This is a genomic window from Actinoplanes sp. URMC 104 (assembly GCF_051386375.1).
Taxonomy (GTDB): Bacteria; Actinomycetota; Actinomycetes; order Mycobacteriales; family Micromonosporaceae; genus Actinoplanes.
Window position 1 is genome coordinate 1 of the sequence record NZ_JBPQTO010000012.1, and the last position, 25,932, is coordinate 25,932.

A 25,932-nucleotide genomic window follows, 5' to 3' on the forward strand; every position below is an offset into this window, starting at 1 on the left:
ACCAGGTCGCCGTCGGCGATGCCGTGCCGGCGGGCCAGGTCGGGGTGGATCTCGGCGCGGGGTTCGGGCAGCGCGACGGTGAGCGCCTTCACCCGGCGGGTCTGGTTGCCGCTCTGGTACTGCTGCATGTTGCGGCCGGTGGTCAGCACGTACGGGTACTGCCGGTCAGGCATCTCGGCCGGGTCGCGGTGCTGCACGGGGATCAGCCGCGCCCTGCCGTCGGAGGTGGGGAAGCCGTCGGCGAACAGCCGCGGCGTGCCCGGGTGGTCCGGCGCCGGGCAGGGCCAGAACACGCCGTCCTCGGCCTCGATGCGCTCGTAGGTGATGCCCGCGTAGTCGGCGATGCCCCCCGCGCTGGCCCGGCGCAGCTCGTCGAAGACCGTGCGGGGATCGCTGCTCTCGTGCCGGCCGAGCCGCCTGCCGAGCTCGGCGAGCATCTCCAGGTCGGTCTTCACGTCCGGCGGCGGGGGCAGCGCACGCTTGCGGCGGATGACCCGGCCCTCGAGGTTGGTCATCGTGCCCTCCTCCTCGGCCCACTGGGCGGTCGGGAGGACGACGTCGGCGAGCTCGGCCGTCTCGGAGCGGAAGATGTCGGACACGACCAGGAAGTCGAGCGCCTCGAGCTTGGCCCGGACGTGGTTGCTGTGCGGGGCGCTGACGACGATGTTGCTGGCGAGCACGAGCAGCACCCGCAGCCGGTCGTCGGTGAGCATTTCGTACGCGGACTTGCCGGGCCCGGGCAGCTCGTCCGGGTCGACGCCCCACACCTTCGCGACGTGCGCCCGCGCCGCGGGGTCGTCGAGCTTGCGGTAGCCGGGAAGCTGGTCGGCCTTCTGCCCGTGCTCGCGGCCGCCCTGCCCGTTGCCCTGCCCGGTGATGGTGCCGTAGCCGGAGAACGGCCGGCCCACCAGACCCAGGGCCAGAGCGAGGTTCAGGTACGCCTGGGCCGTGTCCGTGCCGTTGCTGTGCTGCTCGGCGCCGCGGGCCGTGAGGATCATCGCCGGCCGCTCGGTGGCGAGCAGGCGCACGGTCTGGCGCAGCTTCGACTCCGGCACGCCGGTCATCCGCTCGACGCGCTCCGGCCAGTACGAGTTGGTCGCCTGCTTCACCGCCTCGAACCCCGTGGTGCGCGCGGCGACGTACTCGTCGTCCACATAGCCCTCGCGGATCGCGATGTGCAGCAACCCGTTGGCGAGCGCCAGATCCGTGCCCGGCAACGGCTGCAGGTGCAGGTACGCCCCCGCGGCGGTGTTCGTGCGGCGCGGGTCGACCACGATGTGCCGCGCGCCGTTCTCCCGCCCGGTGTCCAGGTACTGCATGCTCGGCGGCATCGCGTCCGCCGGGTTGGCGCCCACCAGCAGCACCGTCCGGGCCTGTGCCACGTCCTCGAGCGGGAACGGCAACCCGCGGTCCACACCCAGCGACCGGTTGGCCGCCGTGGCCGCGCTCGACATGCAGAACCGGCCGTTGTAGTCGATCGACGAGGAGCGCAGCGTGACCCGCGCGAACTTCCCGAGCGCGTACGCCTTCTCGTTGGTGAGCCCGCCTCCGCCGAACACGCCGACGCTGTCGCGGCCGGTGGCCCGCTGCGCGCTCGTGATCGCCGCGGCGATCAGGTCGAGTGCCTCGTCCCAGCTCGCCTCGCGCAGCGGGCTCGTGCGGTCGCCGGGCTCCTTGCGCACCAGCGGCGTGAGCAGCCGGTCCTGATGGTCGAGCAGGTCCGCGGCGGTGAAGCCCTTCGCGCACAGGCCGCCCTTGTTGACCGGGAAGTCGCGCGGCTCGAGCCGTACCCGGGGAATCTCCGGGGTCAGCGTCATGCCGCACTGCAGGGCGCAGTAGGGACAATGCGTATCGGTCGCCGTCACACCGCACATGCTCGGCGCCGTTTGTTTACCGCCGGGACCGGCGCCGTTGCGTCCGCGTACGAAAAATCCTACAAACGCCGTCGGGTGGTTGTGAGGGCCGCCTGCTCGTACCGGCTCAGGACCAGGTCCGTCACCGCCGGGTCGAGGCAGAGGGGGGCGGTCACGGCGTCGGCGCCCGCCTGGTGGAGGCGGCGGTAGAAGAGGCCGTCCGCCAGGAAGTAGGCCGCAACGGCGACGCGTCGTGCGCCGGCGCGCCGCAGATCGGCGACAACGTCGGGGACGCGCTCCCCGGGTCCCGAAACGTAGGCGACGCGGACGTTGTTACTGCAGCCGGGCACCGAGCCGACCCGCCCGCCGCGGCCCGCCGACGGGCCGGCCTGCCCACCGCGGTCGCCCCCGAGGCTTGCGCCAACCCGCTGGCCGCCGTGCGCCGACGGGCCGGCCTGCCTTCCGTGGTCGCTCACGAAGCCGGCGCCGACCCGCGCGCCGCCGCGCGCCGTCGAGCCGGCGTCCACAGGCCGATCCGCGTCGCGCACATGCCGGAAATCGTCGCCAATGCCTGTGGACAACCCCGCCCGACCCCGATCCGGCGGCGTACCGTCGCCACCCCCGACCCGGGGTGGGCGGGGGAGGTGGTGGCCCACGGTGGGCATTTCGAGTTTTTCGGACAAGAGGCGGGCCACGGATTCGACGTCGGCGCGCCAGGCGGGGTCGGAGGAGCCGGCGGCGGCGAGCACGACGGCGTCGGCGGGCGGCAGGTGCTTGAGCAGGCTGTCGAGGAGCACGTCGTCGGGGCCGAGCGGGCGGGTGACGGGGATGCCGGTGCCGGCCACGGCTTCGGCGATGTCGACGCGTACGTGGTAGCCGGCCGACAGCAGCAGCGGGACGACGACGGCGTCGGGCACGGCGGCGACTACCTCGGCGACCTTGGGCTCCTGCACGTCGACGTACGCGAGCCGGACGTCGAGGCCGGGGCGGCGGGCCGCCACGCGGGCGACCAGGTCGCGGATCTGGGCCTGGCCGGCGGGGCTGCGGGTGCCGTGCGCTACGGCGATGAGGGTGGGCATGGTGTCGGCCTTCCGGCTCGGCGTGATCGGTACGCCGCGTCGTTGCGGTCGAGGGGCGGCCGCCGCACGTCCTGGCGGCGGTAGAAGTCACGGCCGGCGAGCCACCAGGGCGGCCGGACGGTAAAAGGCGGGCGGAAGCAACGGGCGGGCAAGGACGGGCGGGCAAGGACGGGCGGGCAACTGGCGGGCGGGCATCGGGCAGACGCAAAGGCGGGCAGGCGGAAAGGCGAGCGGGCGGAAAGGCGAGCGGGCAGAGGGCGGCCAGGCAGAGGCGGGCGGAAAGAACGGGCGGGCGGAAAGGGCGAACGGTGGAGAGGCGGGCGGAGGGGCGAGCGCCCAGGAGGAGCGGGCAGCGCCGGGGCGGAGAGGTTCAGGAAGAGGGGTCGTCGAGGCGGAGGCGGTAGCCGCGCTTGATGACGGTTTCGATGTGGCGGCCGGAGCCCAGCGCGGTCCGCAGCCGCGCCACGGCGACGTCGACGGCGTGGCCGTCGTTGCCACGGGGCAGGGCGGCGATCAGCTGGTCCTTGGAGACGACGGCGCCGGGGCGGGCGGCCAGCGAGGTCAGAATGGCCATGGCGGCGGGGGCCAGGGTGTGCGGCACCGCGTCGATGAGGACGGCGTGACCCCGCAGCTCCAGGGTGGAGCCGGCCACGTTCAGCTTGACCGTACGGCGGGGAAGCTCGTCGGTGAGGGTCTTGATCAGCGCGCCCAGGCGGTAGCGCTCGGGCATGACGACCGGGATGCCGCGGTCGGTGAGCGGCGCGGCGGTGACGGGTCCGACGCAGGCGGCCAGGGTGTGGCCGGAGCCGAAGCGGTCGAGCACGGCGGGTCCGGCGTCGCCGGCCACGCGCAGGAAGGCCTTGACGGCGGGCGCGCTGGTGAACGTGACCGCGTCGATCTGGCCGCCCGCGATCTGATCGGCGAGACGGCGTACGGGGGTGACGTCCGGCGGCAGCACCCAGCGGTACACGGGCACCTCGACCACGGCCGCGCCCGCGGCGCGCAGGGCGGCGACGAACTCGGTCTGCGGCTCGCCGTGCTCCTGCACCACGATGCGGGCGCCGGCGATGCCCTCGGCGAGCAGCCGTTCGAGGATCTCGTCGGTCGACTCGGTCTTGGCGGCCCAGTCCTCGCTGAGCCCGGCCGCCCGGATGGCGCCGCACGGCTTCGGGCCGCGCGCGATGATCCGCGCCCGGCCGAGCACCTCGCGCAGCCGCTCGGCCAGCCCCCAGCCCTCGGCGGCCTCGAGCCAGCCGCGGAAGCCGAAGCCGGTCGTCGCGACGACCAGGTCGGGGCCGAGCCCGATGCAGGCGGCGGTGGCCGCGTGCAGCGCCTCGTCGTCGGCGAGCGGGACGATGGTGATCGCCGACGCGGTGACGACCCGGGCCCCGCGCCGCTCGAGCAGCGCGGTCATCTCGTCGCGCCGCCGTTCGGCGGTCACGGCGACGGTGAAACCCGTCAGCACGCCTTCGATCATCGGCACCTCCGTCCCGGAACGTTCCCCGTCAGGGTTCCGAGCCCGGGTTTCCGCCAAGGTCGTCTGCGTGTTTCCAAAGTGATAAGACGGTCAGCGCAGCGGGCCGCCGTCCGCCTCGTCCACGATCCGCCGCGCGGCGGCGAGCAGGTGGAACACCTCGATGCGCCCGTCGAGGAAGCCCATCCGGTAGTCGGCGCCGGTGTCCGGGTGCGTCGAACCCGCGTGGTCGCGGCACCCGGCTATGCCGTCGGCGCGCCCCCGGTCGTACGCCAGCAGTTGCTCGTCCACGCCCTCAGCTCTCGTCGCCCATGGCCCGGCGGATCGCGGCGAGCAGGTCCGCCTCGAACGCCTCGACCTCGCCGTCGGTCAGCCCCGCCCGGTAGTCGGGGTCGCCCGTGCGCGTCTCGTCGCGGCGCCCGGCCGCCCCGTCGGCGCGGCCCTCGCCGTACGCCCGCAGCGCGGAGTCAGCGCTGTCCATGTATCCTCCTCGAACGCCACGCCGCGCGTTCGAGCGCAGACACCGCGAACCAATCTCACACGCCGCCGCGGGGTCTCCAACCGCCCGATCCGGCCGGTCCGAAATCCTAAAGTCCCAGGTCAAGCCCGCGATCAGACATTTTGTCGGCGGCCTGCCTCACATTCGTGGCGGTCAGTTCGCCGATCGTCACCGAGAGTGAGGAAGCGTGGAGATCCTCGAGGGTCCGCAGGTCGTGGCGCTGCCGGAGCGGCACACCGCCGGCATCCGGGTGGTCACCCCGTTCCGGGGGATGTTCGCCGTCCGCGACCGGCTGATGGCGCAGCTGTACGACCGCGGCTGGTCCGGCCTCACCTTCCTGCGCCTGCACGTGGTGGACATGGACGGCGACATGGAGATCGAGGTCGGCGTGGTCACCGACGGGCCCGTCGAGGCCGACGGCCGGATCGTCCCCGGCACCCTGCCCGCGGGCGACTACGCCGTCCTGAGGTACGTCAACCACGGCCGCCGCGCGAACGGCACCCTGATCGACTGGGTGCACGCCCAGCGGCTCCGGCTCGACGTCGCCGACGACCCCGCGGGCGACCGTTTCGCCTGCCGCTACGAGGCCTACCTGACCGATCCGCGCACCGAGCGCCTGAAGACGCGCTGGCAGGTGGAGCTGGCCATCCGCCTGGCCCCGCCCGCGACGGCCGGCTGATCACAGCAGGCCGGAGCGGTTCCACAGGGGCTTGCCGGGACCGTCGACGAGGTCGAGCTCGGACAGGTACGCGACGACGCGCCCGGCCGACCAGCGCAGCGTCTCGCGGAAGTACGGGTTGGCGCGCGCGGCGGCGCGGCCCTCGGCGGGGCTCAGGCCGATCGACCGGTAGACGGCCGGGTGGATCAGGCGGGTGCCGCACAGGTACGCCGCCCGGCCGATCACCACCTTGTCGAACAGCAGCCGCCGGCGGCTCGCGGCGCGCACCTGGCGGGCCAGCTCCTCGCGGGCGTAGCGGACGTGCCGGGCCTCCTCGACCACGTGGATGCGCGACACCATCCGCACCAGCGGCTGCACCTGCGGGGACGCCATCGCCTCGCGCTGCAGGGTGTCCAGGATCTCCTCGCAGATGAGGATCGCCGCGAACATGCGCGGGCCGCTCGCCGTCGCGCCGATCCACCGGCCGAGGAACTCGTTGACGCCGTCGGGGCGGTACACCGGGGTGTCCAGCGCCGCGATCATGCGGCCGAACATGACCGAGTGTCGGCACTCGTCGGCGACCTCGGTGAGCCCGTACTGCGCGTGGGCACTGGTCGGGTCCTGGCCGTAGTACGACCGGATCAGCAGCTGCATGAGGATCGTCTCGAACCAGATGCCGAGCCCGGCGATGCTGGCCGCCTCGTACCGGGTCAGCGTGATCCGCTGCTGCTCGGTGAGCCGCTCCCAGACCGCGGTGCCGTACAGCGATGAGCGGTGCGGCGGGACGAAGTACAGGTCGGCGGCGAGCGGCGCCTCCCAGTCGATCTCGACCGACGGGTCGTACGAATGCTCGGCGGACGAGGACAGAAGCCGGGTTGCCACGCGGTCGCGGTCCATGATCAGCCTCCAACGACTTGACGTTACCTGAGGTAACAGTTACTGCTAGTACTATGAAGTCGGAGGAGACAGTGGTCAATACCGATGGCCGCCGCGGCCGCTGGGCCGGCCACCGCGAACAGCGCCGGGCCGAGCTCACCGAGGCGGCGATCGGCGCGATCCGGCAGCTGGGCCCCGAGGTGGGCATGGACGCGATCGCCGCGCACGCCGGGGTGAGCAAGCCGGTGCTCTACCGCTACTTCGCCGACAAGAGCGAGCTGTGGCTGGCGGTGGGCCAGCGCTCCGGCGAGCTGGTGCTCGACGCGATAGTCCCGGCGGTCGCGGCCGTACGGGAGGAGCGCGACGCCGTCGGCGCTGCCATCGACGCCTACCTGGCGCACATCGCGGCCGACACAAACCTCTACCAGTTCGTCGTGCACCAGCCCGACATCGCCCGGCACCGCGACGTGGTCGCCGACGTGGTCGACACGGTGGCCAGCGGGCTCGCGCGGATCTTCGGCGACCGGCTGCGCGCCCGCGGGCTCGACTCCGGCGCCGCGCTGCCGTGGGCGTACGGCGTCGTGGGTTACGTCCAGGCGGTCGGCGACTGGTGGCTGCGGCAGCAGCAGCCGATCAGCCGCGACGCGCTCGGCGAGTACCTGACGACTTTTCTGTGGAGCGGGGTATCCGGCATCAGGCACGCGGCCGACGTCCCGGGCGGACTGGCCGCATACCAGGAAGGCAGCACCAGTGATCGATGAGGAATATCGCGGGCCCGCGACGCTCACGGCCGGCGACCAGCGGCACGTGCTGCGGGTCCGCCTGTCCGCCCGGTTCGAGCCGGTCGAGGGCCGCTTCCGGTGGGCCGGGCGCACGTCGCCCGACGCCCGGCTGCTCGAGCGGACCCGGCACGGCCTGCGCGAGGCCGAGCTGAGCATCGCGGACGCGCCGCCGAGACGGGTACGGCTCAGCGAGCCCGACCCGTGGGGCGGGGTACGACTGTCGGGGACCGGCACGCCGCCGTGGTCGCGATGAGCCACTTCGACGTCCTCATCATCGGCGCGGGGCTGTCCGGCGTCGGGGCCGCGTGGCGCCTGCAGGAGTCGCTGCCGGGCAAGACGTACGCCGTGCTGGAGGCCCGCGACGCGATCGGCGGCACCTGGGACCTGTTCCGCTACCCGGGCGTCCGGTCGGACTCCGACATGTTCACGCTGAGCTACCCGTTCCGGCCGTGGACGGACACCCAGTCGCTCGCGTCCGGCGAGAAGATCCGCAAGTACATCCAGGACACCGCGGACGAGGCCGGCATCACCGCGCACATCCGGTTCGGCGCCAAGGTCGTCGCGGCGGACTGGTCGACGCCGGACTCGCGCTGGACCGTCCGGCTCGCCGACGGCAGCGAGCTGACCTGCTCCTTCCTGTACGCCTGTGCGGGCTACTACTCGTACGAGAGCGGCTACCAGCCCGACTTCCCGGGGCTGGCCGACTTCACCGGGCGGCTGGTGCATCCGCAGTCGTGGCCCGCCGACCTGGACTACCGGGGCAAGCGGGTCGTCGTCATCGGCAGCGGCGCGACCGCGGTGACGCTGGTGCCCGCGATGGCGCCGGACGCCGCGCACGTGACGATGCTGCAGCGCTCCCCCACGTACCTGACCGCGCTGCCGCCCCGCGACGTGATCGCCGACGCGCTGCGCCGGGTGCTGCCCGCCAAGCCCGCCAACACGATCGCGCGCGCCAAGAACATCCTGCTGACGCAGGGCTTCTACCAGCTCGCGCGGCGGCGCCCGCAGCGCGTGCGCAAGGTGCTGCGGGCGATGGCGGTGCGCGGGCTGGGCGACGCGGACTACGTGGACAAGCACTTCAAGCCCCGCTACGACCCGTGGGACCAGCGGCTCTGCGTGATCCCGGGCGGCGACCTGTACGAGGAGATCCGGGCCGGGCGGGCGTCGGTGGTCACCGACCACATCGACCGGTTCGTGCCCTCCGGCATCCGGCTGCGCTCCGGCGAGGTGCTCGAGGCGGACGTCGTGGTGTCGGCGACCGGGCTGCAGCTGGTGGCGATCGGCGGCATCGAGGTCTCGGTGGACGGCGAGGTCGTGAAGATCGGCGAGCGGGCCGCGTACCGGGGGCTGATGCTCAGCGGCGTGCCGAACCTCGCGTACTGCATCGGCTACGTCAACGCCTCGTGGACGCTGCGGGCCGACCTGTCGCACCGGTACGTCTGCCGGCTGCTGCGCCACATGGACCGGCACGGCTACGCGGTCGCGAGGCCGTCCGAGCCGGAGGTGCAGGGCCGCCCGCTGCTCGACCTGTCCTCCGGGTACGTGCAGCGCGCGCTCGACCTGTTCCCGCGCCAGGGCGACCGCGCGCCGTGGATCGTCCGGCAGAACTACCTGCGCGACGTCATCACGACCCCGCGCGCCGACGTCACCCGCGACATGACCTTCGAGGAGGTTCCGTCATGATCCCGTACCGGTTCCCCGGGCGCACCGCCGTGCTGACCGGCGCGGCCAGCGGCATCGGCGAGCAGCTGGCGTACGGGCTGGCCGCGCGCGGCAGCCACCTCGTGCTCGTCGACGTCGACGAGGCGCGGCTCAAGCCGGTGGTGGACCGCATCCGGGCCGCCCGTCCGGCGATCGACGTGACCCCGATCGTGGCCGATCTGGCCGACCGCGCGCAGGTGGAGGACCTCGCCGCCCGGGTGCGGGCCGGCCATCCGACGATCGGGCTGCTGATCAACAACGCGGGGATCGCGCTGGGCGGGCGCTTCGACCAGGTCACGGTCGAGGAGTTCGAGACCGTGATGAACGTGAACTTCCGCGCCCCGATGCTGCTGACCCACGCGCTGCTGCCCGCGCTGACCGCCGCGCCGGGCAGCCACCTGGTCAACGTGTCGAGCCTCTACGGGCTGATCTCCCCGTACGGGCAGAGCGCGTACGCGGCCAGCAAGTTCGCGCTGCGCGGGCTCAGCCAGGTGCTGCGCGCGGAGCTCGCCGAGAACGGCGTGGGCGTGACGACCGTGCACCCCGGCGGCATCCGTACGCGGATCGCCGAGAGCGCCCGGGTGGGCAGCGGCGTGCCCGCGGCCGACGTGGAACCGCAGCAACGCCTGTTCGCCAAGCTGCTCACGTTCCCGCCCGAGAAGGCCGCCGCGCAGATCCTCGACGCGGTGGCCCGGCGCAAGGCCCGCCTGCTGATCGCCTCCAGCGCCAAGGTGCCCGACCTGCTGGCCCGGCTGGCTCCGGTGGGCCACGCGCGGGTGGTGCAGCTGCTGGTCAACGGCCGGTCGTCGCGGTGAGCACGCTCGACGGCGTCCGCTACCGCGTGAGCGGCCCGGCGGACGCTCCGCCGGTGGTGATGCTGCACGGCATCGGGCGCAGCCTCGAGGACTGGGAACCGCAGCGCCCGCTGCTCGACGCCGACCACCGGGTGATCAACCTCGACCTGCCCGGCTTCGGCCTCTCCCGGCGCCTGAGCGGGCCCACCACCCTCGAGGGGCTCGCCGGCGCGGTGTGGGCCACGCTGGACGGGCTCGGCGTGACCCGGCCGGTGCACCTGATGGGCAACTCGCTCGGCGGCGCGGTGGCGATGCGGATGCTGACCGGCGCGCCCGCGCGGGTGTCCACGCTGACGCTGGCCAGCAGCGCCGGGTTCGGCAAGGAGGTCACGCTCGCGCTGCGCCTGCTCGCCGTGCCGGGGCTCGGCCGCCGCCTGCTGGCCCGCATCGACCCGCGCGCGGCCCGCCGCGTCGAACGGTCGCTGTTCTTCGACCGCGCCCACGTCACCGAGGAACGCGTCGCGATGGCCGTCGAGATCGCCCGGCAGCCCGACTTCGCCGCCGTCTACCTCGAGACCGCCCGCGCGCTCGGCGGCTTCCGCGGCATCGCGCCGCGCTGGCGCAGCGAGCTGCTGGCCCGCGTGGCCGAGCACCCGAAGCCCACGCTGCTCGTCTGGGGCGAGCGCGACCTGATCCTCCCGGCCGCCCACCTCGCGGCCGCGCGCGCGGCCCTGCCGTACGCGCGGTGGCACCTGTTCCCCGACACCGGGCACATGCCGCAGCTCGAGCGTCCCGAGGAGTTCGCCGCGCTGGTGCGGCCGCTACTGGCCCACGGAACGGGCGACGGCCCCGTGGAACAGCATCGTGACGTGGTTGGCGGCAATGCGCTCGGCGGTCAGCCGGGGTAGCGCGGCGCGGCCGAGCTCCAGCCCGCGCTCGCTGATGAACGGCCGCGACCCGTCGTCGGCGTCGTGCTCGGCGAGGATCGCGTGCACGGGCACGTCGAGCGCGGCGAGCAGCGGCAACGTCGGCTCGCCGGCGAGGGTGTCGACCGCGTCGTCGACGAGCCGGGCCTGGTCCACGCGGGGGCGGCCGGTGTCGTCGAGCAGGTAGCCGGCCCACTGCAGCAGCCGCGGCCGCAGGTCGGGACGGCCGGCGATCGAACGGCCCTCGACGCGGTCGGCGAAGGCTCCCGCGCCGGCGAACCGGCGCCCCAGCGGGCGCACGACGAGAGTCCACTGCGCGCGGACGACGGGTCGCCGCAACGTCCACCGCGGCTCGGGCGGCACGCCGCCGTCGAGCAGGACGATCTTCCGTACGCGGTCGCCCAGCTTCGCCGCGACCAGCGGCGCGAGGTAGCCGCCCATCGAGTGCCCGACGAGCACGACGTCGTCGAGCCCGCACTCGTCCGCCACCCGGACGACCTCGGTGGCGTGCCCGGCGAGACCCGGCGCGGCCCGGGCCGTCAGCGAGCCGCCGCGGCCCGGCAGGTCGGGCGCGATCACCGGCGACCCGGGCACCGCCTCGGCCAGCGCCCGCCACACCTCGGAGGTGTTGGTCAGCCCGTGCAGGGCCAGCACGGCCGGCCCGGCCGCGCCGGCGTTCCACTGCGCGCAGGTCAGTCCGGCGATCGTGCGGCGTTCCAGCTGAGTCACGCGGGCGAATCTACTTCGCGTCCGCTCGGACGCGGAAGCCGACCGTCCGGAATGGCTCCTAGGGTGGGGGCCATGACCGACTTTCCGTGGGAGCCGCCGATGGCCGGCACCGAGACCGAGCACCTGCTGGGCATGTGGGAACGGCTGCGCGCGACGTTCCGCTGGAAGGCCGACGGGCTGGACGCGGCCGGGCTGAACACCCGGATCGCCTCCTCGGCGCTGACGATCGGCGGGCTGCTCAAGCACCTCGCGCTGGTCGAGGACATCACGTTCGACGTCAAGTTCGGCGACGCGTCGCCGCCCGCCGACCCGTGGCAGCGGCTGACGTCGCCCGGCGCGGAGTTCACCTCGGCCGCGGACGACGACCCCGCCGACCTCTACGGCTGGTACGACGACGCCGTGGCGCGCTCGCGCGCCGCGATGGCCGCCGCGCTGGCCCGCGGCGGGCTCGACCAGCTCGCGCCGCGCGCCCTGCCGGACGGCCGCAGCCCGAGCCTGCGCCGGTACGCGTGCGACCAGATCGAGGAGTACGGCCGGCACACCGGGCACGCCGACCTGCTGCGCGAGGCGATCGACGGCCGCGTCGGCGAGGACCCGCCGGGCGACTGGCGCCCCGCGTCGGGACGGTTCTCGTTCAGACAGTGAGCCGCACGGTGACGGTGTCGCCGAGCTCGAGGCCCTCACCCCGGCGGACGGCCGTCTTGATCGGCACGAGGTAGCGCCCGTCCTTGGGCCACAGCGACGTCGTCCAGTCGGTGCGGCCGATCCGGGCGGTCACCGGGATCATCCCCCAGCCATAGCTGACCTGGGCCGAGGCCGACTCGAGCGCGGCGCACTCGTCCTCCGGCACGGTGACGAAGTGCCACGGCGCCGGTCCCCGCCAGAACCAGATCTCGCCCGCGAACTCCAACTCCATGAGCACACCCTAGGAGGCCCGTGTAAGGCAGTCAGGGATGGGTAACCGACCTCGCCCCCGGTGGGACCACGAGGAAGAGGAAGCGGTTTGCCGAAAATTGTTGACCACGACCAGCGGCGCCGAGAGATCGTCGACGCGTTCCTGACCGTGGTGGGGCGCGACGGACCGGCGGCGGCCACCAGCCGGGCCATCGCCGCCGAGCTGGGTGTGGGCGCCGGGGCCCTGTGGCACTACTTCGACAGCCTGGACGCGGTGTTCTCGGCCGCCTACCAGCGCGTGCTCGAACGCACCACCGCGCGCATCCTGGCCGCCACCGGCGACCGGCGCGGCCTGGCCGCGATCGACGCCACGATGTGCGAGATCCTGCCGCTGGTCCGCGGAACCCTCGCGGAGGCGCAGGTGGTCGTCGGCTTCTGGGGCCGGGTGGCGATCAACCGCCAGCTGCTGACCGGCCTGACCGACGTGGCCGTCCTCTGGGGCGACCAGCTGCGCCGCCACGTCGAGGAGGCCGTCGAGGACGGCGAGCTGGTGCCGCACGTGCCCACCGACAGCCTCGTCGAGGTGCTGCTCTGCCTCTCCATCGGCCACCAGGTGCACGCCGTCGTCGGCACTCCCCTGCCCGACGCCGACCGCCGCCTCGGCCTCGTCGCCGACTGCCTGGCCCCCTGGCGCGCCACCGCGGGCGTCCTTTCCGGACACCCGACCGGGCGATAGGCAATATGCCGGTAAAACGGATCCGTCATGAGAGCGGACAATAGCCGACCGGCGTCTCGCACATATGCCCTCGCGCGGGGCAGGTGTACGTTCGGCGATATTCGAGGATATCCAGCTGGCGGGGTACCGAGGGGGGACCATGACCGATCAGCAGGAGAAGAGACGCTCGCTCGACACCAAGCCCGTCGTGTTCATGTTCCAGCCGACCTCCTACGAGGTCGTCACCGGCGACCGCCTCAAGGAATGGGAACGGGACATGCGGTCCGAGGTGCTGGCCCGCCGCGGCGTGACCATCGACATCACGATCACGATCGACATCACGATCACGTCGGGCACGGCCACCTATTCGTTCAGCGGGCCGGGCGATTCGGGGCCCGACGACTGCGACGCCGACTGACGGCCGGAGCGTGTCCCATGGCGCGCCGGCATTCCGTCGCCATCCTGTCGCTGCCCGACGACCTGCACGCCCTGATGATCCAGGACCAGCTGATCAGCCGGGACGTGGACTGCGTGGTCGTCGAGACCAGCCGCCTCTGCCGGGGTGGTCTCGCCTGGTCCAACGCCGGTGACGGCAGCCCCGGCAGCCCGCCCACGATGCCCGGCAACCTCGGCGAGCTGGTCGACGTGCCGGGCCTCGACCTCGTCTGGTTCCGGCGCACGAACTATCCCCAGGAGCTGCCCGCCAACGATCTCGACCCGATACAGCTGGAAATAGTGAACAACGAATACAAGGCGACGATGTTCGGCGCCCTGGCGACCTCTTTCGGCGGCCGCTGGGTCAACGATCCCTTCGCCGGCTTCGGCGCCGAGAACAAATTGCTGCAATTGGACGCCGCGAGACGGGCGGGACTTCGCGTTCCGCGCACTCTGGTGAGCCACGATCCGGAACAGGTACGCGCATTCTGTGAATCGCTGCACGGCGAGGTCGTCGTCAAAACCGTCAAGGGCAGCGCGCGGCGCCCGCTCTACACCGTTCGCGCTTCCGCGGAACTGGTCGCCTCGGAGGAAGCGATCAGGCTCGCGCCGGCGATGTACCAGGAGTTGGTGCCGGGGCCCACGCACATCCGGGCGCATTGCTTCGGGGACCGCACGTACGCCTTCTCCATCGAGTCCGACGCGCTGGACTGGCGCGGCGACCTCAACGTGCCGATCGCGCCGGTCGACATCGACGACGACACCGCCGCCCGCCTGCGGACCGTGCTGGACATCCTCGGCCTGCGCATGGGCGTGTTCGACCTCAAACGCCTCGGCACCGGCGAGTACGTGTGGCTGGAGGTGAACCCGCAGGGCCAGTTCCTGTTCCTGGAAGGCTTGACCGGCGTGCGCCTCAGCGTCGCGTTCACCGACTTCCTCATGGCCGAGCTGGCGGCTCCCGCGCCCCCGGCGCGCCGGGCTGCTCAGGTGACGAAGATGCAGAACGGGTGGCCGGCCGGGTCGGCGTAGACGCGCAGGGGCTCGTCGGGGTCGGTGCTGCGGTCCAGCAGCAGCTCGGCGCCCAGGGAGAGGGCGCGTTCGTGCTGGCGGTCGAGCTCCTCGGTGGTCGCGACGGACGTGTCGAGGTGCAGCTGCTGGGGCACGGCGCCGTCGGGCCAGGTGGCGCGGGGCAGGGTGGGGACCTGCTGGAAGGCGAGCGCCGGGCGGCCGTCGGGGTGCCGCAGGTTCAGCCAGTCCTGGCCGCGCTCCTGCTCGTCGCCCGGGCGGTACTGCAGGCCGAGCAGCCGGCGGTAGAACTCGGCGAGCTCGCGCACGTCGACGGCGTCGAGCACCACCTGGACGAGCGTCGGATAGGTCGTCATGCCGCCCAGCCAACCACGTCAGCGGAAGATCGACGCGGCCCACTCCGGGTGATCCACGAACGGGTTCCGGTTGTGCTGGTAGGTGGCGTACACGATCTGGTTGCGGGTGCGTTCGGCGGCGTCCGGCGGGTCCGCGGCGTTCCACTGCAGCAGCGCGGAGACGCGGCCGATGCGCGGGGCGGAGCCGCCCGAGGTGGCGTCGTCGACCTCGAGGTCGGGGTGGGAGTCGCCGCCCTCGTAGCGCACCGCCATGTAGAACAGCATGCGCGCGACGTCGCCCTTGACGGCGTCGCGCGGCTCCCACGAGTCGCCGTCGGTGTAGTTGCCGGGAGCGCCGGTGGCCGCGGAGCCGCCGTCGTCGAAGTCCTTGTTGCCGCGCAGCGCGTTGACCGCGACGTCCTCGGGGCGCAGGTGGTGCAGGTCGGTGCCGGGGCCGGCCGCGGTGCCGAAGTCGCCGTGCGACTGCGCCCACACGTGCTCCCGGTTCCAGTTGCCGGCGGTGCCACCGTTCAGCGACTTGGACCGGCTCAGGCCGGAGTAGAACAGCTTCACGTTCGCCGGGTTGGCCGGGTCCTGGTCGGTGACCTTGAGGGCGGTCCAGACGGCGTCGTACGACAGCTTCGTCACGCCGGCGGAGACGATGCCGTGCAGCGCGTTCCTCAGGCTCTCGCCGGACTTGCCGAGCGCGGCGGCGTAGTAGACGTCGGTGCCGGACGAGCCGGTCGGCGTGGGCGTGGGCGCCGGGGTGGCGCCGGCGGTCATCGCGGTGGGCGACTTCAGGCCGGGGTGGGTGAAGTACGCGGTGAGCGTGCCGGCGACGGTGATCGGGTCGCCGACGAGCCCGGGGTTGCTCGCCAAGCCGAAGGCGGCCCGGTACGGGCTGGTCACCTGCACGTAGAGCATCCGGCCCGGCGAAGTCTCGGCCGCGCTGTCTGCGAGGGCGAGCGCCGTGTCGCCGGTGAAGTCGCCGAACCGTACGGTGCCGGTCGCGGTGGGCTCGCCGACGACGTAGCCGCGCACGGTGCCGGTGCCGCCCTGGCTGCTGATCGCCTGCGCGACGGTCAGCGTGGCGGCGGCGCGTGCGGGCACGGTCAGCAGGACGACGGCGAGGACCGGTGCGGCGAGCAGGGCGAGACGCTTCGTCCGGAGCATGGAGATCACTCTATGGGTGGCCGGTCGCCGCGCGGGCCATATCGAAGACGTCATACGCGCGGAGGGTCGGCCGAACGGATAATGCCTACACCGCAGATAGGATTGCTATGCTCGTGCGGTTTCCCGACCGGCCGCAACGACAGCGAGGCGCCGCGTGACAACCCTGACCGAGCGGGCCGCCGCCCTGCTGATCGCCGAGCACGCCTTCGCGCCGGCCACGCCGGGCTTCGTCGGCGCCGCCGTCGACCTGCCGCTGGCCGCGCCCGGCCTGAGCGACCCGATGCTCGCCACGCTCGCCGTGCGCCCGGCGCTGCGGCACGGCTTCCTGACCGCCCGCTCGCCGCGCGTCGCGGTCGTGAGCGGCCCGCCGTCGCCGGGCCTGGAGGCGAGCATCGCCCGGATGAGCGAGGACCTCGCGGTGCCGCTCCCCCTGCCCGCGGCCGACGAGGCGGGCGAGGGCGGCGTACGGGTGGCGCTCGAGGCGGGGCTCGACGGCGGCGGCCCGCTGGGGCTGACCCGCCGCTGGGCGCTGGCGCACACGCTCGCGCCGGTGCTGGCCGCGGCGTTCGCGAACTCGCCGCTGCGCGACGGCGAGCCGACCGGCTGGCGCAGCACCCGTCAGGCGCGCCACCGTCACCTGCCGGTGCTGCGCGCCGTCGCCGACCCGCGGGCCGCCTGGGCCGCGTACGTCCTCCAGGCGCCCGGCCTCGCGCCGCGGTTCCGCCTGACCGACCTCGCCCGGCACGTCGACGCGCTGCGGCCGCCGGTCGCCGCGCGCGGGCACCTCGAGATCGACGTGGCCGACCGGCAGCCCGGCGCCGGCTGGCGGGTCGTCGTCGCGGTGACGGCCGCGCTGCTCGACGACCCGCGGGCCGCCGCCGTGGCCGAACAGATCACCGCGCCGCTCGCCGCGGAGCCTCGGCTCTGGGAGCGGGCGGCCCGCGACGCGCTCACCGACCCGGTGCTGGCCGCCGCGGCGCGGGCGTGCTTCGTCGAGGCGTACGGCGTCCTCGCCCGGCACGGCGTGACGCGCGACCTGCGCGACGCGGTGGCGGAGTTCACCGACCGCTACGTGATGCGCGGCCGCTGCCCCGCCGACGACCTGCTCGACCGCGCGGGCGTCAGGCCCGTTCGCCGGTGATGTACTCCTCGAGGCTGTGCCGCTCGGTCTCGAGCTCGTCGATGCGGAACTTCACCACGTCGCCGATGCTCACCACGCCGCGCAGCGCCCCGTCCTCGATCACCGGCACGTGACGGAAGCGCCGCTCGGTCATCAGCCGCTCGACGTCGTGGACCGCGGCGTCGCGGGTCACCGACCGCACCTGGGCGGTGGCGATCGCCGCGACCGGCTCGGTCAGCACCGCGGCGCCCCGGTCGGCCAGCGCGCGGACGACGTCGCGCTCGCTGACGATGCCCTCGACCCGGCCGTCGCGCGCCACGACCACCGCGCCGATCCTGTGTTCGGCGAGGACGGCGAGCAGCTCCGTCACGTCCGCCTCCGGTGACACCGTCACCACTCGTTCGCCCTTGACCCGGAGAATGTCGCTGATCCGCATCGTCGCCTCTCCCGTCCGCACGCCGCTGGGGGCCTATGCCAACAAGGCGTCAATCGGGGCGTGATGTCAAGACCGGCCGGAGAGCCGGGCCGCCGCGACCTGCCCTTCACTCACCCCTCGAGGGGCTGTCCCTCGCGCGAGCTACCGCAAGTGTCCACCGGTGGGTGACGATTACGGGCCGTCGAGTCCCTAGCTTTTCTTCGCAGCTGCGGCACCCCGGCCGCGGCTGCTCGAAGGGAGTTCCATGCGGTTCGTCAAGCAGCTGCTGGCCGTGGGCGTGGTCGCCGCCGTCGGAGGGCGAGCCGTCGCCGCGGTGGACGGGAACGACTGGCTCACGCTGATCCTCGGCCTGCTCACCGCCGTGCTCGCCGTCGTGGTCTACGCGTGGGTGGTGCGGCGCACCGAACGCCGGGCGCCGGCGGAGGTCGCCCGCACGGGCGCGCCCGGCGGGTTGCTCCGGGGCGTGCTGCTCGGTGTCGGCATGGTCGCCGCGGTCATCGTCAACATCGCCCTGCTCGGCCACTACGACGTCGACGGCCTGGGCTCGGTGCCGGGCGCGCTGGGTGTGCTGGGCTTCGCTGCCGCCGCGGGCACGACCGAGGAGCTGCTGTTCCGTGGCGTTCTGTTCCGCATCGTCGAGGAGCGCACCGGCACCTGGATCGCGCTGCTGCTGACCGGCCTGGTCTTCGGCGCCATGCACCTGGCCAACCCCGACGCGACCCTGTGGGGCGCGACCGCCGTCGCCGTCGAGGCCGGGTTCATGCTCGCCGCCTGCTACGCCGCCACCCGCACCCTGTGGGTGCCGATCGGACTGCACCTGGGCTGGAACTTCGCCCTGGGCGGCGTCTTCGGCGCCCCGGTCTCCGGCACCGGCGCGCCGCAGGGCCTGCTCGACGCCACCCTGTCGGGCCCCGCCCTGGTGACCGGCGGCGCCTTCGGCCCGGAGGGCAGCCTCTATGCGCTGGGCGCCGGCATCGCGCTGACCGTGGTGTTCCTGTGGCTGGCCCACCGCCGCGGCACCCTGCTCCCCCGTCGCCGCGGGTCCGCAGCGCAGCCGCCCGCTACAGTCTTGCGGTGATCGACTTCCGGCGGATCCCGGACCGGTGGCGGCGGTGGGACGTCACCGTCCGGGATCTTCCGGCGGCGCTGTTGCTGGCGGTCGCGTCGGTGACGCCGGCGCTGGAGAAGTACGGGACGCAACTGGGCGACCTGCCACGCCGCCCCTTCGACGCGCTCGCCGTCGCGGTGATGCTGCTCGAGTGCTCCCCGCTGGTCGTGCGCCGCCGTCTGCCGGCCGTCTGCCTCCTGCTGGTGTGCCTCGGTTTCGCGATCGACCAGCTCCGCGGCTACCACCTGGTGGCGGGCACCGCGTTGCCGATCGCGCTGCTGAGCGCGGGCGCCCACCTGGAACGGCGGCGGCGGCTCGTCCTCCTGCTGATCTGCGCGGCGTACGTGCCGTTCACGCGCGGCCTGGACCGGCTCGGGTCGGGTGAGGGCGCCGCCGGGTACATGACGTTCCTGCTGGCCATGCTCCTGTTCTGGGGCGTCGGGGCGTGGCTGCGCCAGACTCGGCGGGCCGAGGAGGAACGCCGCAGGCGGCTGGCGGAGAGCACCCGTACGGCCGAGCGCGCCCGCATCGCCCGGGAGCTGCACGACGTGGTCACCCACCACGTGACGGCCATGGTGGTGCAGGCCGAGGCGGCGCGCTACCTGACCGCCGCGCCGGACCGGCTCGACCAGACCCTCACGGCCGTCACCGACACCGGCCGGCGGGCGATCTCGGACCTGAGGCAGATGCTCGACCTCCTCGACCCCGGCCACGGCACGCGGACGGGCACGCCCACGATCGACCACGTCCGGGGGCTGGTCGAGCAGACCCGGCGGGCCGGGCAGCCGGTGGAGCTCACCGAGGAGGGACAGCCGCAGGAGTCCGCGGGCAGCGCCGAGGCAGTGGCCGCGCGCGTGGTGCAGGAGGCCCTCACGAACGCGTTGAAGTACGACCACGGCGCGCGCGACCGTGGTCCACATCCGGTACGGCACAAAGGAGATCAGCGTGGAGGTCGGCAGCGACGGATCGGGGTCGGGTTCCGCGTCCCCCGGTGGCAGCGGGCGCGGCCTCGCCGGGCTCCGTGGGCGCGTCGAGGTGCTCGGCGGCGAGTTCTCCGCGGGCCGGCGGGCGGGCGGCCGCTTCGTCGTGCTGGCGCGCATCCCCACCGGGTCGTCCTCGTGACCACGCCCGTACGCGTGCTCGTCTGCGACGACCAGGCGCTGATCCGCACCGGCTTCGCCACGATCATCGACGCGCAGCCGGACCTCGAGGTGGTGGGCGAGTGCGGTGACGGCCGCGGCGCGGTGGACCTCGCCGCGCGGCTGCGGCCGGACGTCGTCGTGATGGACGTGCGGATGCCGGTGCTCGACGGCATCGAGGCGACCCGCCTGCTGGCCGGCGCCGGGGTGGACCATCCGGTCAAGGTGCTGGTGGTGACCACCTTCAACCTCGACGAGTACGTGTACGAGGCGCTGCGCGCGGGGGCGAGCGGGTTCCTGCTCAAGGACGCTCCCCCGGCGCAGCTGCTGCACGGCATCCGGACGGTGGCGAGCGGCGCCGCGCTGCTGGCGCCCGAGGTGACCCGGCAGCTCGTCGGCCGGTACGCGGCCCGGATCCGTCCCGCGGGCAACGCGTCCGCCACCGCCGCCCTCACGGCGCGCGAGCTGGAGGTGTTGCGCCTGATCGCGAACGGCCTCTCCAACAGCGAGATCGCCGCGACGCTCGTGATCAGCCACGAGACCGTGAAGACGTACGTGTCGCGCATCCTCGCCAAGCTCGACCTGCGTGACCGCGTGCAGGCGGTGGTGTACGCCTACCGCAACGGCCTGGTCGCCTGAGCACGGCTTGCGCGGCGCGCGCCGGCTCAGGGGTGCGAAGTGGCGTGGCGGGCGCGGTGGCGGCGGACGGCGGCGCGGTTGGCGCAGGCCGGGGAGCAGTACGCCTGCCTGCCGGTGCGGCTGAAGTCGGCGTACGGGCGGTGGCAGCCCTCGGCGGCGCAGCGGCCCAGGCGGTGCATGCCGCGGCCGGCCAGGTGCAGCGCGGTGCCGACGCTGATCAGCGTGCGCAGCACGGCGGCCAGCGGCTGGTCGGGGTCGCGGTAGTGCAGGTGCCAGCCGCTGCCGGCGTGGTCGGTGAGCCGGGGGTACGCGGACGCCGAGCGCAGCAGGTCGTTGAGGCGCGCGGCCCGCTGGGCTTCGGACGTGGCGTCGATCACGCCCAGCCATTCGGCCACGAACCCGGCCGTTGCCGGCACGTCGTCCGCGGTCACCGGCAGCTCGATGACCAGGTCGAACGCGTCGCACCGCGCCGCCAGGGCCTCCTCGGTGGCGGGCGGGTCGGTGACCAGCGAGAGGGCCAGCCGCACCGCGTCCTCGCCGTAAGGGTTGAGGTGCATGAAGGCATTACATCAGGATGGGCTGCGATCGGGAAGGGACGAACCCTTGGACTGGCAGCACATTCTCCTGCTCCTCACGGTGGCCGCGGCGGCGGGCTGGATCGACGCGGTCGTGGGTGGCGGCGGGCTCGTGCTCGTGCCGGCGCTCCTGCTGGGGCTGCCGGGCCTGCCGCCGGTGACCGCGCTCGGCACCAACAAGGTGGCGAGCATCTGCGGGACGACGTCGGCCGCGATCACGTACGCCCGCCGGACCACGATCGACTGGCGGATCGCGGGGCCGGCGGCAGCGCTGGCGGTGGTCTGCTCGGCCGCCGGCGCGGTGGCGGCCTCACACATCCCCGCTGCGGCCTTCCGTCCGGTCGTGATGCTGCTCCTGCTGCTGGTGCTGGCCTTCGTGGTGGCGCGCCCGTCGTTCGGCGTCGCGGCGAGCGAGCCGTCGCGGACATGGCGCCGACGGGTGGCCGCGGTCCTGCTGGCCGGCACGGTGATCGCCTTCTACGACGGCGTCTTCGGGCCAGGCACCGGCACGTTCCTCATCATCGCCTTCACCGCGCTGCTCAACCTCGACTTCGTCGCGAGCTCCGCCACTGCCAAGATCCTCAACGCCGGCACGAACCTCGGCGCGCTGCTGGTCTTCGCGGCCGGCGGCCACGTGCTGTGGAAGCTGGGGCTGGCCATGGCCGTCTGCAACATCGCGGGCGCCCGGTTCGGCGCCCGCACCGCCCTCCAGCGCGGCGCCGGCTTCGTCCGCGGCGTGCTGGTCGTGGTGGTCGTCGGGATGGTCGCCCGGCTGGCCTCGCTCTACGTCTGAGCGATGCATCTCGGCGTTTATGCCCCTTTGGTGAGAAGTGTTCGTAATAGTAGGGAGGGACAGGGGTATCGCAGGGAGACGGGGAGCGATATGAGCGTGCTGACGCTGACCGAGCCGATCGCGCAGGCGGGCACCGGCCGGCGGTCGTTCGACGACCTGAGCGTCCGGGTCAAGGTGCTGACGGCAGTCAGCATCGCGGCCCTCGTCGCCCTGATCGTCGGGATCATGAGCCTGGTCGCCCTCAGCAGCGTCAACTCCTCGGCGCAGCTCATGTACACGAGCAACGTCGCGAGCATCCGCGCGGTCGGGCAGATCCGGGCTACGGTCGCCGCCGTCCGCCTGGACACCGCCAACCAGGCGCTGTCGCTGGACGATGCGGGGACGCAGAAGTTCACCACGGCGTTCGAGACGGACACGCAGGCATTCGCCGCGGCCATGAAGGCGTACCGCGCCAGCATGCCCTCCGCCGATCCGGCCGCGATCGACCAGCTCCAGGCCGACTGGGACGACTACATGGAGGTGGCGCGCACGAAGCTGCTGCCCATCGGCGCGAGCAACAACGTCAAGCGGTGGGCGACCGTCCGCGACAACGAGGCGTTGCCGATCATCAACAAGATCGTCGCAGCGGTGGCAGCCCTGGACGAGGCGGAGACGGCGGACGCCGCGCACAACGCCGCCTCCGCCGAGTCCCGCTACAGCACCAACCGCTGGTGGGTGATCGCCGTCCTGGTGGTCGGCCTCGCGGTGGCCCTCGTCCTCGGGTTCTGGGTCGCCCGCCGGATCGTCCACTCGCTGACCAAGGTCACCGTCGTCTGCGACGGCCTCGCGGACGGCGACCTGACCCGGACGACCGGGCTGACCACCGCCGACGAGCCGGGCCGCATGGGCCGCTCGCTCGACTCCGCCATGGCCCGGCTGCGCAGCACGGTCGCGACGATCGAGGCCTCCGCGGCCTCGCTGTCGGGCGCCTCCGACCGGATGACCGACACCGCCACGCAGATCGCCGCCTCCGCCGAGGAGACCTCGGTGCAGGCGCAGGCCGTGTCCGCCGCGGCCGAGCAGGTGTCGCGCAGCGTCGACAGCGTCTCCGCCGGCGGCGAGCAGATGGGCGCGTCGATCAGGGAGATCTCGCAGAACGCGGCCGAGGCGGCCCGGGTCGCCGCCGAGGCGGTGTCGGTGACCGCGGTCACCTCGTCGACGATGGGCAAGCTGGGCGAGTCGTCCGCCGAGATCGGCAACGTCATCAAGACGATCACCGCGATCGCCGAGCAGACCAACCTGCTGGCGCTCAACGCCACGATCGAGGCCGCCCGGGCCGGCGACGCGGGCAAGGGCTTCGCGGTGGTGGCCTCCGAGGTCAAGGACCTGGCGCAGGAGACGGCCCGGGCCACCGAGGACATCTCCAAGCGGGTCGAGGCGATCCAGGCCGACACCAGCGGCGCGGTCGCCGCGATCGAGGAGATCTCGTCGGTCATCGAGCGGATCAGCGACTTCCAGACCACCATCGCCTCGGCGGTCGAGCAGCAGACGGCCACCACGGCCGAGATGAACCGCAGCGTCACCGAGGCCGCCCACGGCACCGGCGAGATCGCCGCCAACATCAGCGGCGTCGCCGAGGCGGCCCAGATGACCAGCCGCGGCGTCACCGAGACGCAGGAGGCCACGGCCGAGCTCGCCCGGATGTCCGCCGAACTGCGCAGCGTGGTCTCGGCCTTCCGCATCTGAGGCTCCGGGGAGCACAATTGCTCCGATCGCAAGGCGATCCCCGACAGTTCCCGCAGGCACTATTACGCGTTCGAGCGCGTAATAGTGCCTGCTGCAATGCGGCTTTTTCCTGCGAAGGTGCTGCGGTACCCGGAAAACGGGTGCGTCTTCGAGGGGGGAAAAGACATGAGTTCGATCGAGACCCGCCGGCGCCGGCTGCTCCGCTTCGCCACGCTCGCCGTGGCGGGGACGGCGCCGGCGCTCGTGCTGGCCGCTCCGGCGTACGCGGCAACCGGTGTCACCAGGGCCGGCGACACCATCACCGTCGACGCGCGGGCCAACCGCGCCAACGACATCCGCATCGACCGGGCGGGCAACACCTTCAGCATCCGCGACGACGGCGACGACCCGGTCGCCGGCCCGGGCTGCGTGCAGGCCGGCGCGGACGAGGTGCGGTGTTCGGCCACCGGCGTCCTCCGGCTGGTCGTCAACGCCAAGGACCGTGCGGACACCGTCTTCAACAACACGAGTACCCGCTCGGTCCTCGACGGCGGCGACGGGAACGACCTGCTGCGCGGCGGGCCCGGCAGCGACCGGATCCGGGGCGGCAACGGCGCCGACACCGAGTTCGGCAATGCCGGCAACGACCGGCTCGACGGCGGCAACGGCAACGACCGGCAGTCCGGCGGGTTCGGCAACGACGTCGTCGAGGGCGGCAACGGCTCGGACACGCAGCTCGGCGGGTTCGGCAACGACGAGCTGAGCGGCGGCAGCGGCAACGACACCCAGTCGGGCGGGTTCGGCAACGACGAGCTGCGCGGCGGCGGGGGCGCCGACGAGCAGAACGGCGAGGCGGGCTTCGACACGCTCGAGGGCGACGGGGGCAGCGACACCCAGTCCGGCGGCCCCGGCGCCGACGACCTCGACGGCGGCAACGGCTCCGACGAGCAGAACGGCGACGCGGGCGTCGACACCCTGACCGGTGGCAACGGCAACGACACCCAGCTCGGCGGCGACGGCAACGACCGGATCACCGGCAACGCCGGCGACGACCGGCAGTCCGGCGGGGCGGGCAACGACCGCGTCACCGGCGGCCAGGGCCGCGACACGCTCGCGGGCAACGCCGGCAACGACACGCTGAACAGCCGCGACGGCGTGCGCGCCAACGACCGCAACAACGGCGGAGCAGGCACGGACACGTGCTTCTCCGACCGCGGCGACCTGCGGATCAGCTGCGAGCTGCCGTAGCGGTTACGACCGGGAAGGGGTGGGCTGCCATAGGGCGTCCCACCCCTTTTCACAGTCCGGTCGCCGACAATTCCCGCGCGCATTCTTACGCGTTCGAACCCGGTCATTGTCGCTGTGGGCGGGGCCCATTCTCCTGCGAAGGTCTCCCTATCCACTTCCGAGGGGGGAAACAAATGAGCTCCACCGAGAACCGACGCCGCAGGATGCTTCGCCTCGCCACGCTGGCCGCGGCCGGCGCCGCGCCCGCGCTGATCCTCGCCGCGCCGGCGTACGCCGTCACCGGTGTCGCCAAGGCCGGCAACGCGATCGTCGTGAACTCCAGCGCCAACCGGGCCAACAACGTCTCGATCAACCGGGTGGGCGCGTTCTTCTTCGTCCGGGACACGGGCGACACCATGACAGCCGGGCCCGGCTGCGTGCTGGTCAACCCGAACCTGGTGCGGTGCACCGCCAACAACGTCGTCCGGCTCGTCGTCGACACCGGCAACCTCAACGACCGCATCGCCAACAACACGCCCACGCCCTCCACCCAGCGCGGCGGAACCGGCAATGACGTGCTGATCGGCGGCTCCGGCAACGACCGCCTCGACGGCCAGGCGGGCAACGACCGGCTCTTCGGCCTCGCCGGCGGCGACGTGCTGATCGGCGGGATCGGCAACGACCAGTCCACCGGGGGCGCCGGCAACGACGTCTTCTCCGACAGCGCCGGCAACGACGTGCAGTCGGGCAACGCCGGCAACGACAACCTCAGCGGCGGCAACGGCAACGACCGGCAGTCCGGCGACGCCGGCAACGACTTCCTCAGCGGCGGCAACGGTAACGACCGGCAGTCCGGCGGCAACGGCAACGACGTCCTCGTCGGCGGGAACGGCAACGACAACCAGTCCGGCGGCAACGGCAACGACAACCTCAGCGGCGGCAACGGCAACGACACCCAGTCGGGCGACGCCGGCAACGACATCCTGGCCGGCGGCGCGGGCAACGACCGCCAGTCCGGCGGCACGGGCAACGACCGCGAGTCCGGCGGCCCGGGCAACGACACGATCACGGGCAACCTGGGCGCGGACAACCTGTTCGGCGAGGCCGGCAACGACCTGCTCAACAGCCGCGACCTGGTGCGGGCCAACGACCGCAACTTCGGCGGCGCCGGCACCGACCGCTGCATCTCCGACCCGGGCGACCTGCGCAACAGCTGCGAGCTGTGACAGACCCTCCCTCCCT

The 25,932-nt window shown here is 73.2% G+C and carries 29 protein-coding genes and 1 pseudogene; 18 read left to right on the forward strand and 12 right to left on the reverse strand.

Features of this window, described 5'->3' with window-relative positions; translation table 11 throughout:
- The 5 genes from ACSNN8_RS38850 to ACSNN8_RS38870 all read right to left on the reverse strand — a co-directional run.
- Positions 1-1,874 (reverse strand): molybdopterin oxidoreductase family protein (locus tag ACSNN8_RS38850; RefSeq protein WP_436655626.1); only part of this gene is annotated, 1,874 nt, incomplete at its 3' end.
- A gap of 59 nt (positions 1,875-1,933) precedes the next feature.
- Positions 1,934-2,932 (reverse strand): CbiX/SirB N-terminal domain-containing protein, encoded by a 999-nt coding sequence (locus ACSNN8_RS38855; RefSeq protein ID WP_436655628.1) that lies wholly within the window; start codon positions 2,930-2,932, stop codon positions 1,934-1,936.
- 370 nt (positions 2,933-3,302) lie between these two features.
- Complete coding sequence (locus ACSNN8_RS38860) at positions 3,303-4,409, reverse strand: uroporphyrinogen-III synthase (RefSeq protein WP_436655630.1); 1,107 nt, start codon at positions 4,407-4,409, stop codon at positions 3,303-3,305.
- 90 nt (positions 4,410-4,499) lie between these two features.
- Positions 4,500-4,697, reverse strand: coding sequence for a hypothetical protein (locus tag ACSNN8_RS38865; RefSeq protein ID WP_436655632.1), 198 nt, complete (start codon positions 4,695-4,697; stop codon positions 4,500-4,502).
- A 4-nt stretch (positions 4,698-4,701) separates the two neighbouring features.
- The gene (locus tag ACSNN8_RS38870) at positions 4,702-4,887 is read right to left on the reverse strand and encodes a hypothetical protein (RefSeq protein WP_436655634.1); all 186 of its coding nucleotides are present in this window, start codon (positions 4,885-4,887) and stop codon (positions 4,702-4,704) included.
- A gap of 205 nt (positions 4,888-5,092) precedes the next feature.
- Between ACSNN8_RS38870 and ACSNN8_RS38875 the strand changes: the two genes are divergently transcribed.
- Positions 5,093-5,584 (forward strand): GyrI-like domain-containing protein, encoded by a 492-nt coding sequence (locus ACSNN8_RS38875; protein ID WP_436655636.1) that lies wholly within the window; start codon positions 5,093-5,095, stop codon positions 5,582-5,584.
- On the opposite strand, the gene ACSNN8_RS38880 is transcribed toward ACSNN8_RS38875, so the two are convergent.
- On the reverse strand, positions 5,585-6,460 hold the full coding sequence (locus ACSNN8_RS38880) for an AurF N-oxygenase family protein (RefSeq protein WP_436655638.1): 876 nt from the start codon (positions 6,458-6,460) through the stop codon (positions 5,585-5,587). It abuts the gene before it with no gap.
- Between the two features lie 53 nt (positions 6,461-6,513).
- Between ACSNN8_RS38880 and ACSNN8_RS38885 the strand changes: the two genes are divergently transcribed.
- The 5 genes from ACSNN8_RS38885 to ACSNN8_RS38905 are packed head-to-tail and all read left to right on the forward strand — an operon-like array spanning position 6,514 to position 10,624.
- Positions 6,514-7,200, forward strand: a complete 687-nt coding sequence (locus ACSNN8_RS38885) for a TetR/AcrR family transcriptional regulator (RefSeq protein WP_436655640.1) — start codon at positions 6,514-6,516, stop codon at positions 7,198-7,200.
- Positions 7,190-7,474, forward strand: a complete 285-nt coding sequence (locus ACSNN8_RS38890; protein ID WP_436655642.1) for a DUF4873 domain-containing protein — start codon at positions 7,190-7,192, stop codon at positions 7,472-7,474. The genes ACSNN8_RS38885 and ACSNN8_RS38890 overlap by 11 nt, the downstream gene beginning before the upstream one ends.
- A complete protein-coding gene (locus tag ACSNN8_RS38895) occupies positions 7,462-8,904 on the forward strand; it encodes a flavin-containing monooxygenase (RefSeq protein ID WP_436656729.1) in 1,443 nt (480 codons plus the stop codon). Before ACSNN8_RS38890 ends, ACSNN8_RS38895 begins: the two co-directional genes overlap by 13 nt.
- A complete protein-coding gene (locus tag ACSNN8_RS38900; RefSeq protein WP_436655644.1) occupies positions 8,901-9,737 on the forward strand; it encodes an SDR family NAD(P)-dependent oxidoreductase in 837 nt (278 codons plus the stop codon). Before ACSNN8_RS38895 ends, ACSNN8_RS38900 begins: the two co-directional genes overlap by 4 nt.
- Entirely contained in the window at positions 9,734-10,624 is an 891-nt protein-coding gene (locus ACSNN8_RS38905; RefSeq protein ID WP_436655646.1) for an alpha/beta fold hydrolase, read from the forward strand. The genes ACSNN8_RS38900 and ACSNN8_RS38905 overlap by 4 nt, the downstream gene beginning before the upstream one ends.
- On the opposite strand, the gene ACSNN8_RS38910 is transcribed toward ACSNN8_RS38905, so the two are convergent.
- Positions 10,538-11,371, reverse strand: coding sequence for an alpha/beta hydrolase (locus tag ACSNN8_RS38910; RefSeq protein ID WP_436655648.1), 834 nt, complete (start codon positions 11,369-11,371; stop codon positions 10,538-10,540). The genes ACSNN8_RS38905 and ACSNN8_RS38910 overlap by 87 nt on opposite strands.
- Before the next feature lie 72 nt (positions 11,372-11,443).
- On the opposite strand from ACSNN8_RS38910, the gene ACSNN8_RS38915 reads away from it, so the two are divergent.
- On the forward strand, positions 11,444-12,016 hold the full coding sequence (locus tag ACSNN8_RS38915; RefSeq protein ID WP_436655650.1) for a mycothiol transferase: 573 nt from the start codon (positions 11,444-11,446) through the stop codon (positions 12,014-12,016).
- Here the strand turns inward: ACSNN8_RS38915 and ACSNN8_RS38920 are convergent.
- Positions 12,006-12,287: a DUF1905 domain-containing protein gene (locus ACSNN8_RS38920; protein ID WP_436655652.1), complete on the reverse strand. Its 282-nt coding sequence runs from the start codon at positions 12,285-12,287 to the stop codon at positions 12,006-12,008. The genes ACSNN8_RS38915 and ACSNN8_RS38920 overlap by 11 nt on opposite strands.
- An 87-nt stretch (positions 12,288-12,374) precedes the next feature.
- Here ACSNN8_RS38920 and ACSNN8_RS38925 point away from each other — a divergent pair, with 87 nt between their 5' ends.
- The 3 genes from ACSNN8_RS38925 to ACSNN8_RS38935 all read left to right on the forward strand — a co-directional run bounded on the left by ACSNN8_RS38925 (position 12,375) and on the right by ACSNN8_RS38935 (position 14,444).
- Positions 12,375-13,001 carry a TetR/AcrR family transcriptional regulator gene (locus ACSNN8_RS38925; RefSeq protein ID WP_436655654.1) on the forward strand — a complete coding sequence of 209 codons (627 nt, stop codon included), beginning with the start codon at positions 12,375-12,377 and terminating at the stop codon, positions 12,999-13,001.
- Positions 13,002-13,140: 139 nt separating this feature from the next.
- Positions 13,141-13,398 (forward strand): hypothetical protein, encoded by a 258-nt coding sequence (locus tag ACSNN8_RS38930; protein WP_436655656.1) that lies wholly within the window; start codon positions 13,141-13,143, stop codon positions 13,396-13,398.
- 113 nt (positions 13,399-13,511) lie between these two features.
- Positions 13,512-14,444, forward strand: coding sequence for an ATP-grasp domain-containing protein (locus ACSNN8_RS38935; protein ID WP_436655658.1), 933 nt, complete (start codon positions 13,512-13,514; stop codon positions 14,442-14,444).
- Here the strand turns inward: ACSNN8_RS38935 and ACSNN8_RS38940 are convergent.
- On the reverse strand, positions 14,399-14,797 hold the full coding sequence (locus ACSNN8_RS38940) for a VOC family protein (protein ID WP_436655660.1): 399 nt from the start codon (positions 14,795-14,797) through the stop codon (positions 14,399-14,401). The genes ACSNN8_RS38935 and ACSNN8_RS38940 overlap by 46 nt on opposite strands.
- 18 nt (positions 14,798-14,815) lie before the next feature.
- Positions 14,816-15,949, reverse strand: a complete 1,134-nt coding sequence (locus tag ACSNN8_RS38945) for an endonuclease (RefSeq protein WP_436655662.1) — start codon at positions 15,947-15,949, stop codon at positions 14,816-14,818.
- Positions 15,950-16,103: 154 nt separating this feature from the next.
- Here ACSNN8_RS38945 and ACSNN8_RS38950 point away from each other — a divergent pair, with 154 nt between their 5' ends.
- Complete coding sequence (locus ACSNN8_RS38950; protein WP_436655664.1) at positions 16,104-17,090, forward strand: glutamate-cysteine ligase family protein; 987 nt, start codon at positions 16,104-16,106, stop codon at positions 17,088-17,090.
- Here the strand turns inward: ACSNN8_RS38950 and ACSNN8_RS38955 are convergent.
- Positions 17,071-17,505: a CBS domain-containing protein gene (locus tag ACSNN8_RS38955; RefSeq protein ID WP_436655666.1), complete on the reverse strand. Its 435-nt coding sequence runs from the start codon at positions 17,503-17,505 to the stop codon at positions 17,071-17,073. The genes ACSNN8_RS38950 and ACSNN8_RS38955 overlap by 20 nt on opposite strands.
- 244 nt (positions 17,506-17,749) lie before the next feature.
- On the opposite strand from ACSNN8_RS38955, the gene ACSNN8_RS38960 reads away from it, so the two are divergent.
- The 3 genes and pseudogenes from ACSNN8_RS38960 to ACSNN8_RS38970 all read left to right on the forward strand — a co-directional run bounded on the left by ACSNN8_RS38960 (position 17,750) and on the right by ACSNN8_RS38970 (position 20,391).
- Positions 17,750-18,583, forward strand: coding sequence for a CPBP family intramembrane glutamic endopeptidase (locus tag ACSNN8_RS38960; RefSeq protein ID WP_436655668.1), 834 nt, complete (start codon positions 17,750-17,752; stop codon positions 18,581-18,583).
- Positions 18,580-19,735 (forward strand): annotated as a pseudogene (locus tag ACSNN8_RS38965) (sensor histidine kinase). The gene ACSNN8_RS38960 and the pseudogene ACSNN8_RS38965 overlap by 4 nt, the downstream one beginning before the upstream one ends.
- Entirely contained in the window at positions 19,732-20,391 is a 660-nt protein-coding gene (locus ACSNN8_RS38970) for a response regulator (RefSeq protein WP_436655670.1), read from the forward strand. The pseudogene ACSNN8_RS38965 and the gene ACSNN8_RS38970 overlap by 4 nt, the downstream one beginning before the upstream one ends.
- Before the next feature lie 26 nt (positions 20,392-20,417).
- Here the strand turns inward: ACSNN8_RS38970 and ACSNN8_RS38975 are convergent, their stop codons facing one another.
- Positions 20,418-20,948: a CGNR zinc finger domain-containing protein gene (locus ACSNN8_RS38975; protein ID WP_436655672.1), complete on the reverse strand. Its 531-nt coding sequence runs from the start codon at positions 20,946-20,948 to the stop codon at positions 20,418-20,420.
- 46 nt (positions 20,949-20,994) lie between these two features.
- Between ACSNN8_RS38975 and ACSNN8_RS38980 the strand changes: the two genes are divergently transcribed.
- The 4 genes from ACSNN8_RS38980 to ACSNN8_RS38995 all read left to right on the forward strand — a co-directional run bounded on the left by ACSNN8_RS38980 (position 20,995) and on the right by ACSNN8_RS38995 (position 25,916).
- Positions 20,995-21,759 carry a TSUP family transporter gene (locus ACSNN8_RS38980; protein ID WP_436655674.1) on the forward strand — a complete coding sequence of 255 codons (765 nt, stop codon included), beginning with the start codon at positions 20,995-20,997 and terminating at the stop codon, positions 21,757-21,759.
- A gap of 90 nt (positions 21,760-21,849) precedes the next feature.
- Complete coding sequence (locus tag ACSNN8_RS38985; RefSeq protein ID WP_436655676.1) at positions 21,850-23,484, forward strand: methyl-accepting chemotaxis protein; 1,635 nt, start codon at positions 21,850-21,852, stop codon at positions 23,482-23,484.
- A 165-nt stretch (positions 23,485-23,649) separates the two neighbouring features.
- Entirely contained in the window at positions 23,650-24,711 is a 1,062-nt protein-coding gene (locus ACSNN8_RS38990; RefSeq protein ID WP_436655678.1) for a calcium-binding protein, read from the forward strand.
- Between the two features lie 173 nt (positions 24,712-24,884).
- Positions 24,885-25,916, forward strand: coding sequence for a calcium-binding protein (locus tag ACSNN8_RS38995; RefSeq protein ID WP_436655680.1), 1,032 nt, complete (start codon positions 24,885-24,887; stop codon positions 25,914-25,916).
- Positions 25,917-25,932: the final 16 nt, after the last annotated feature.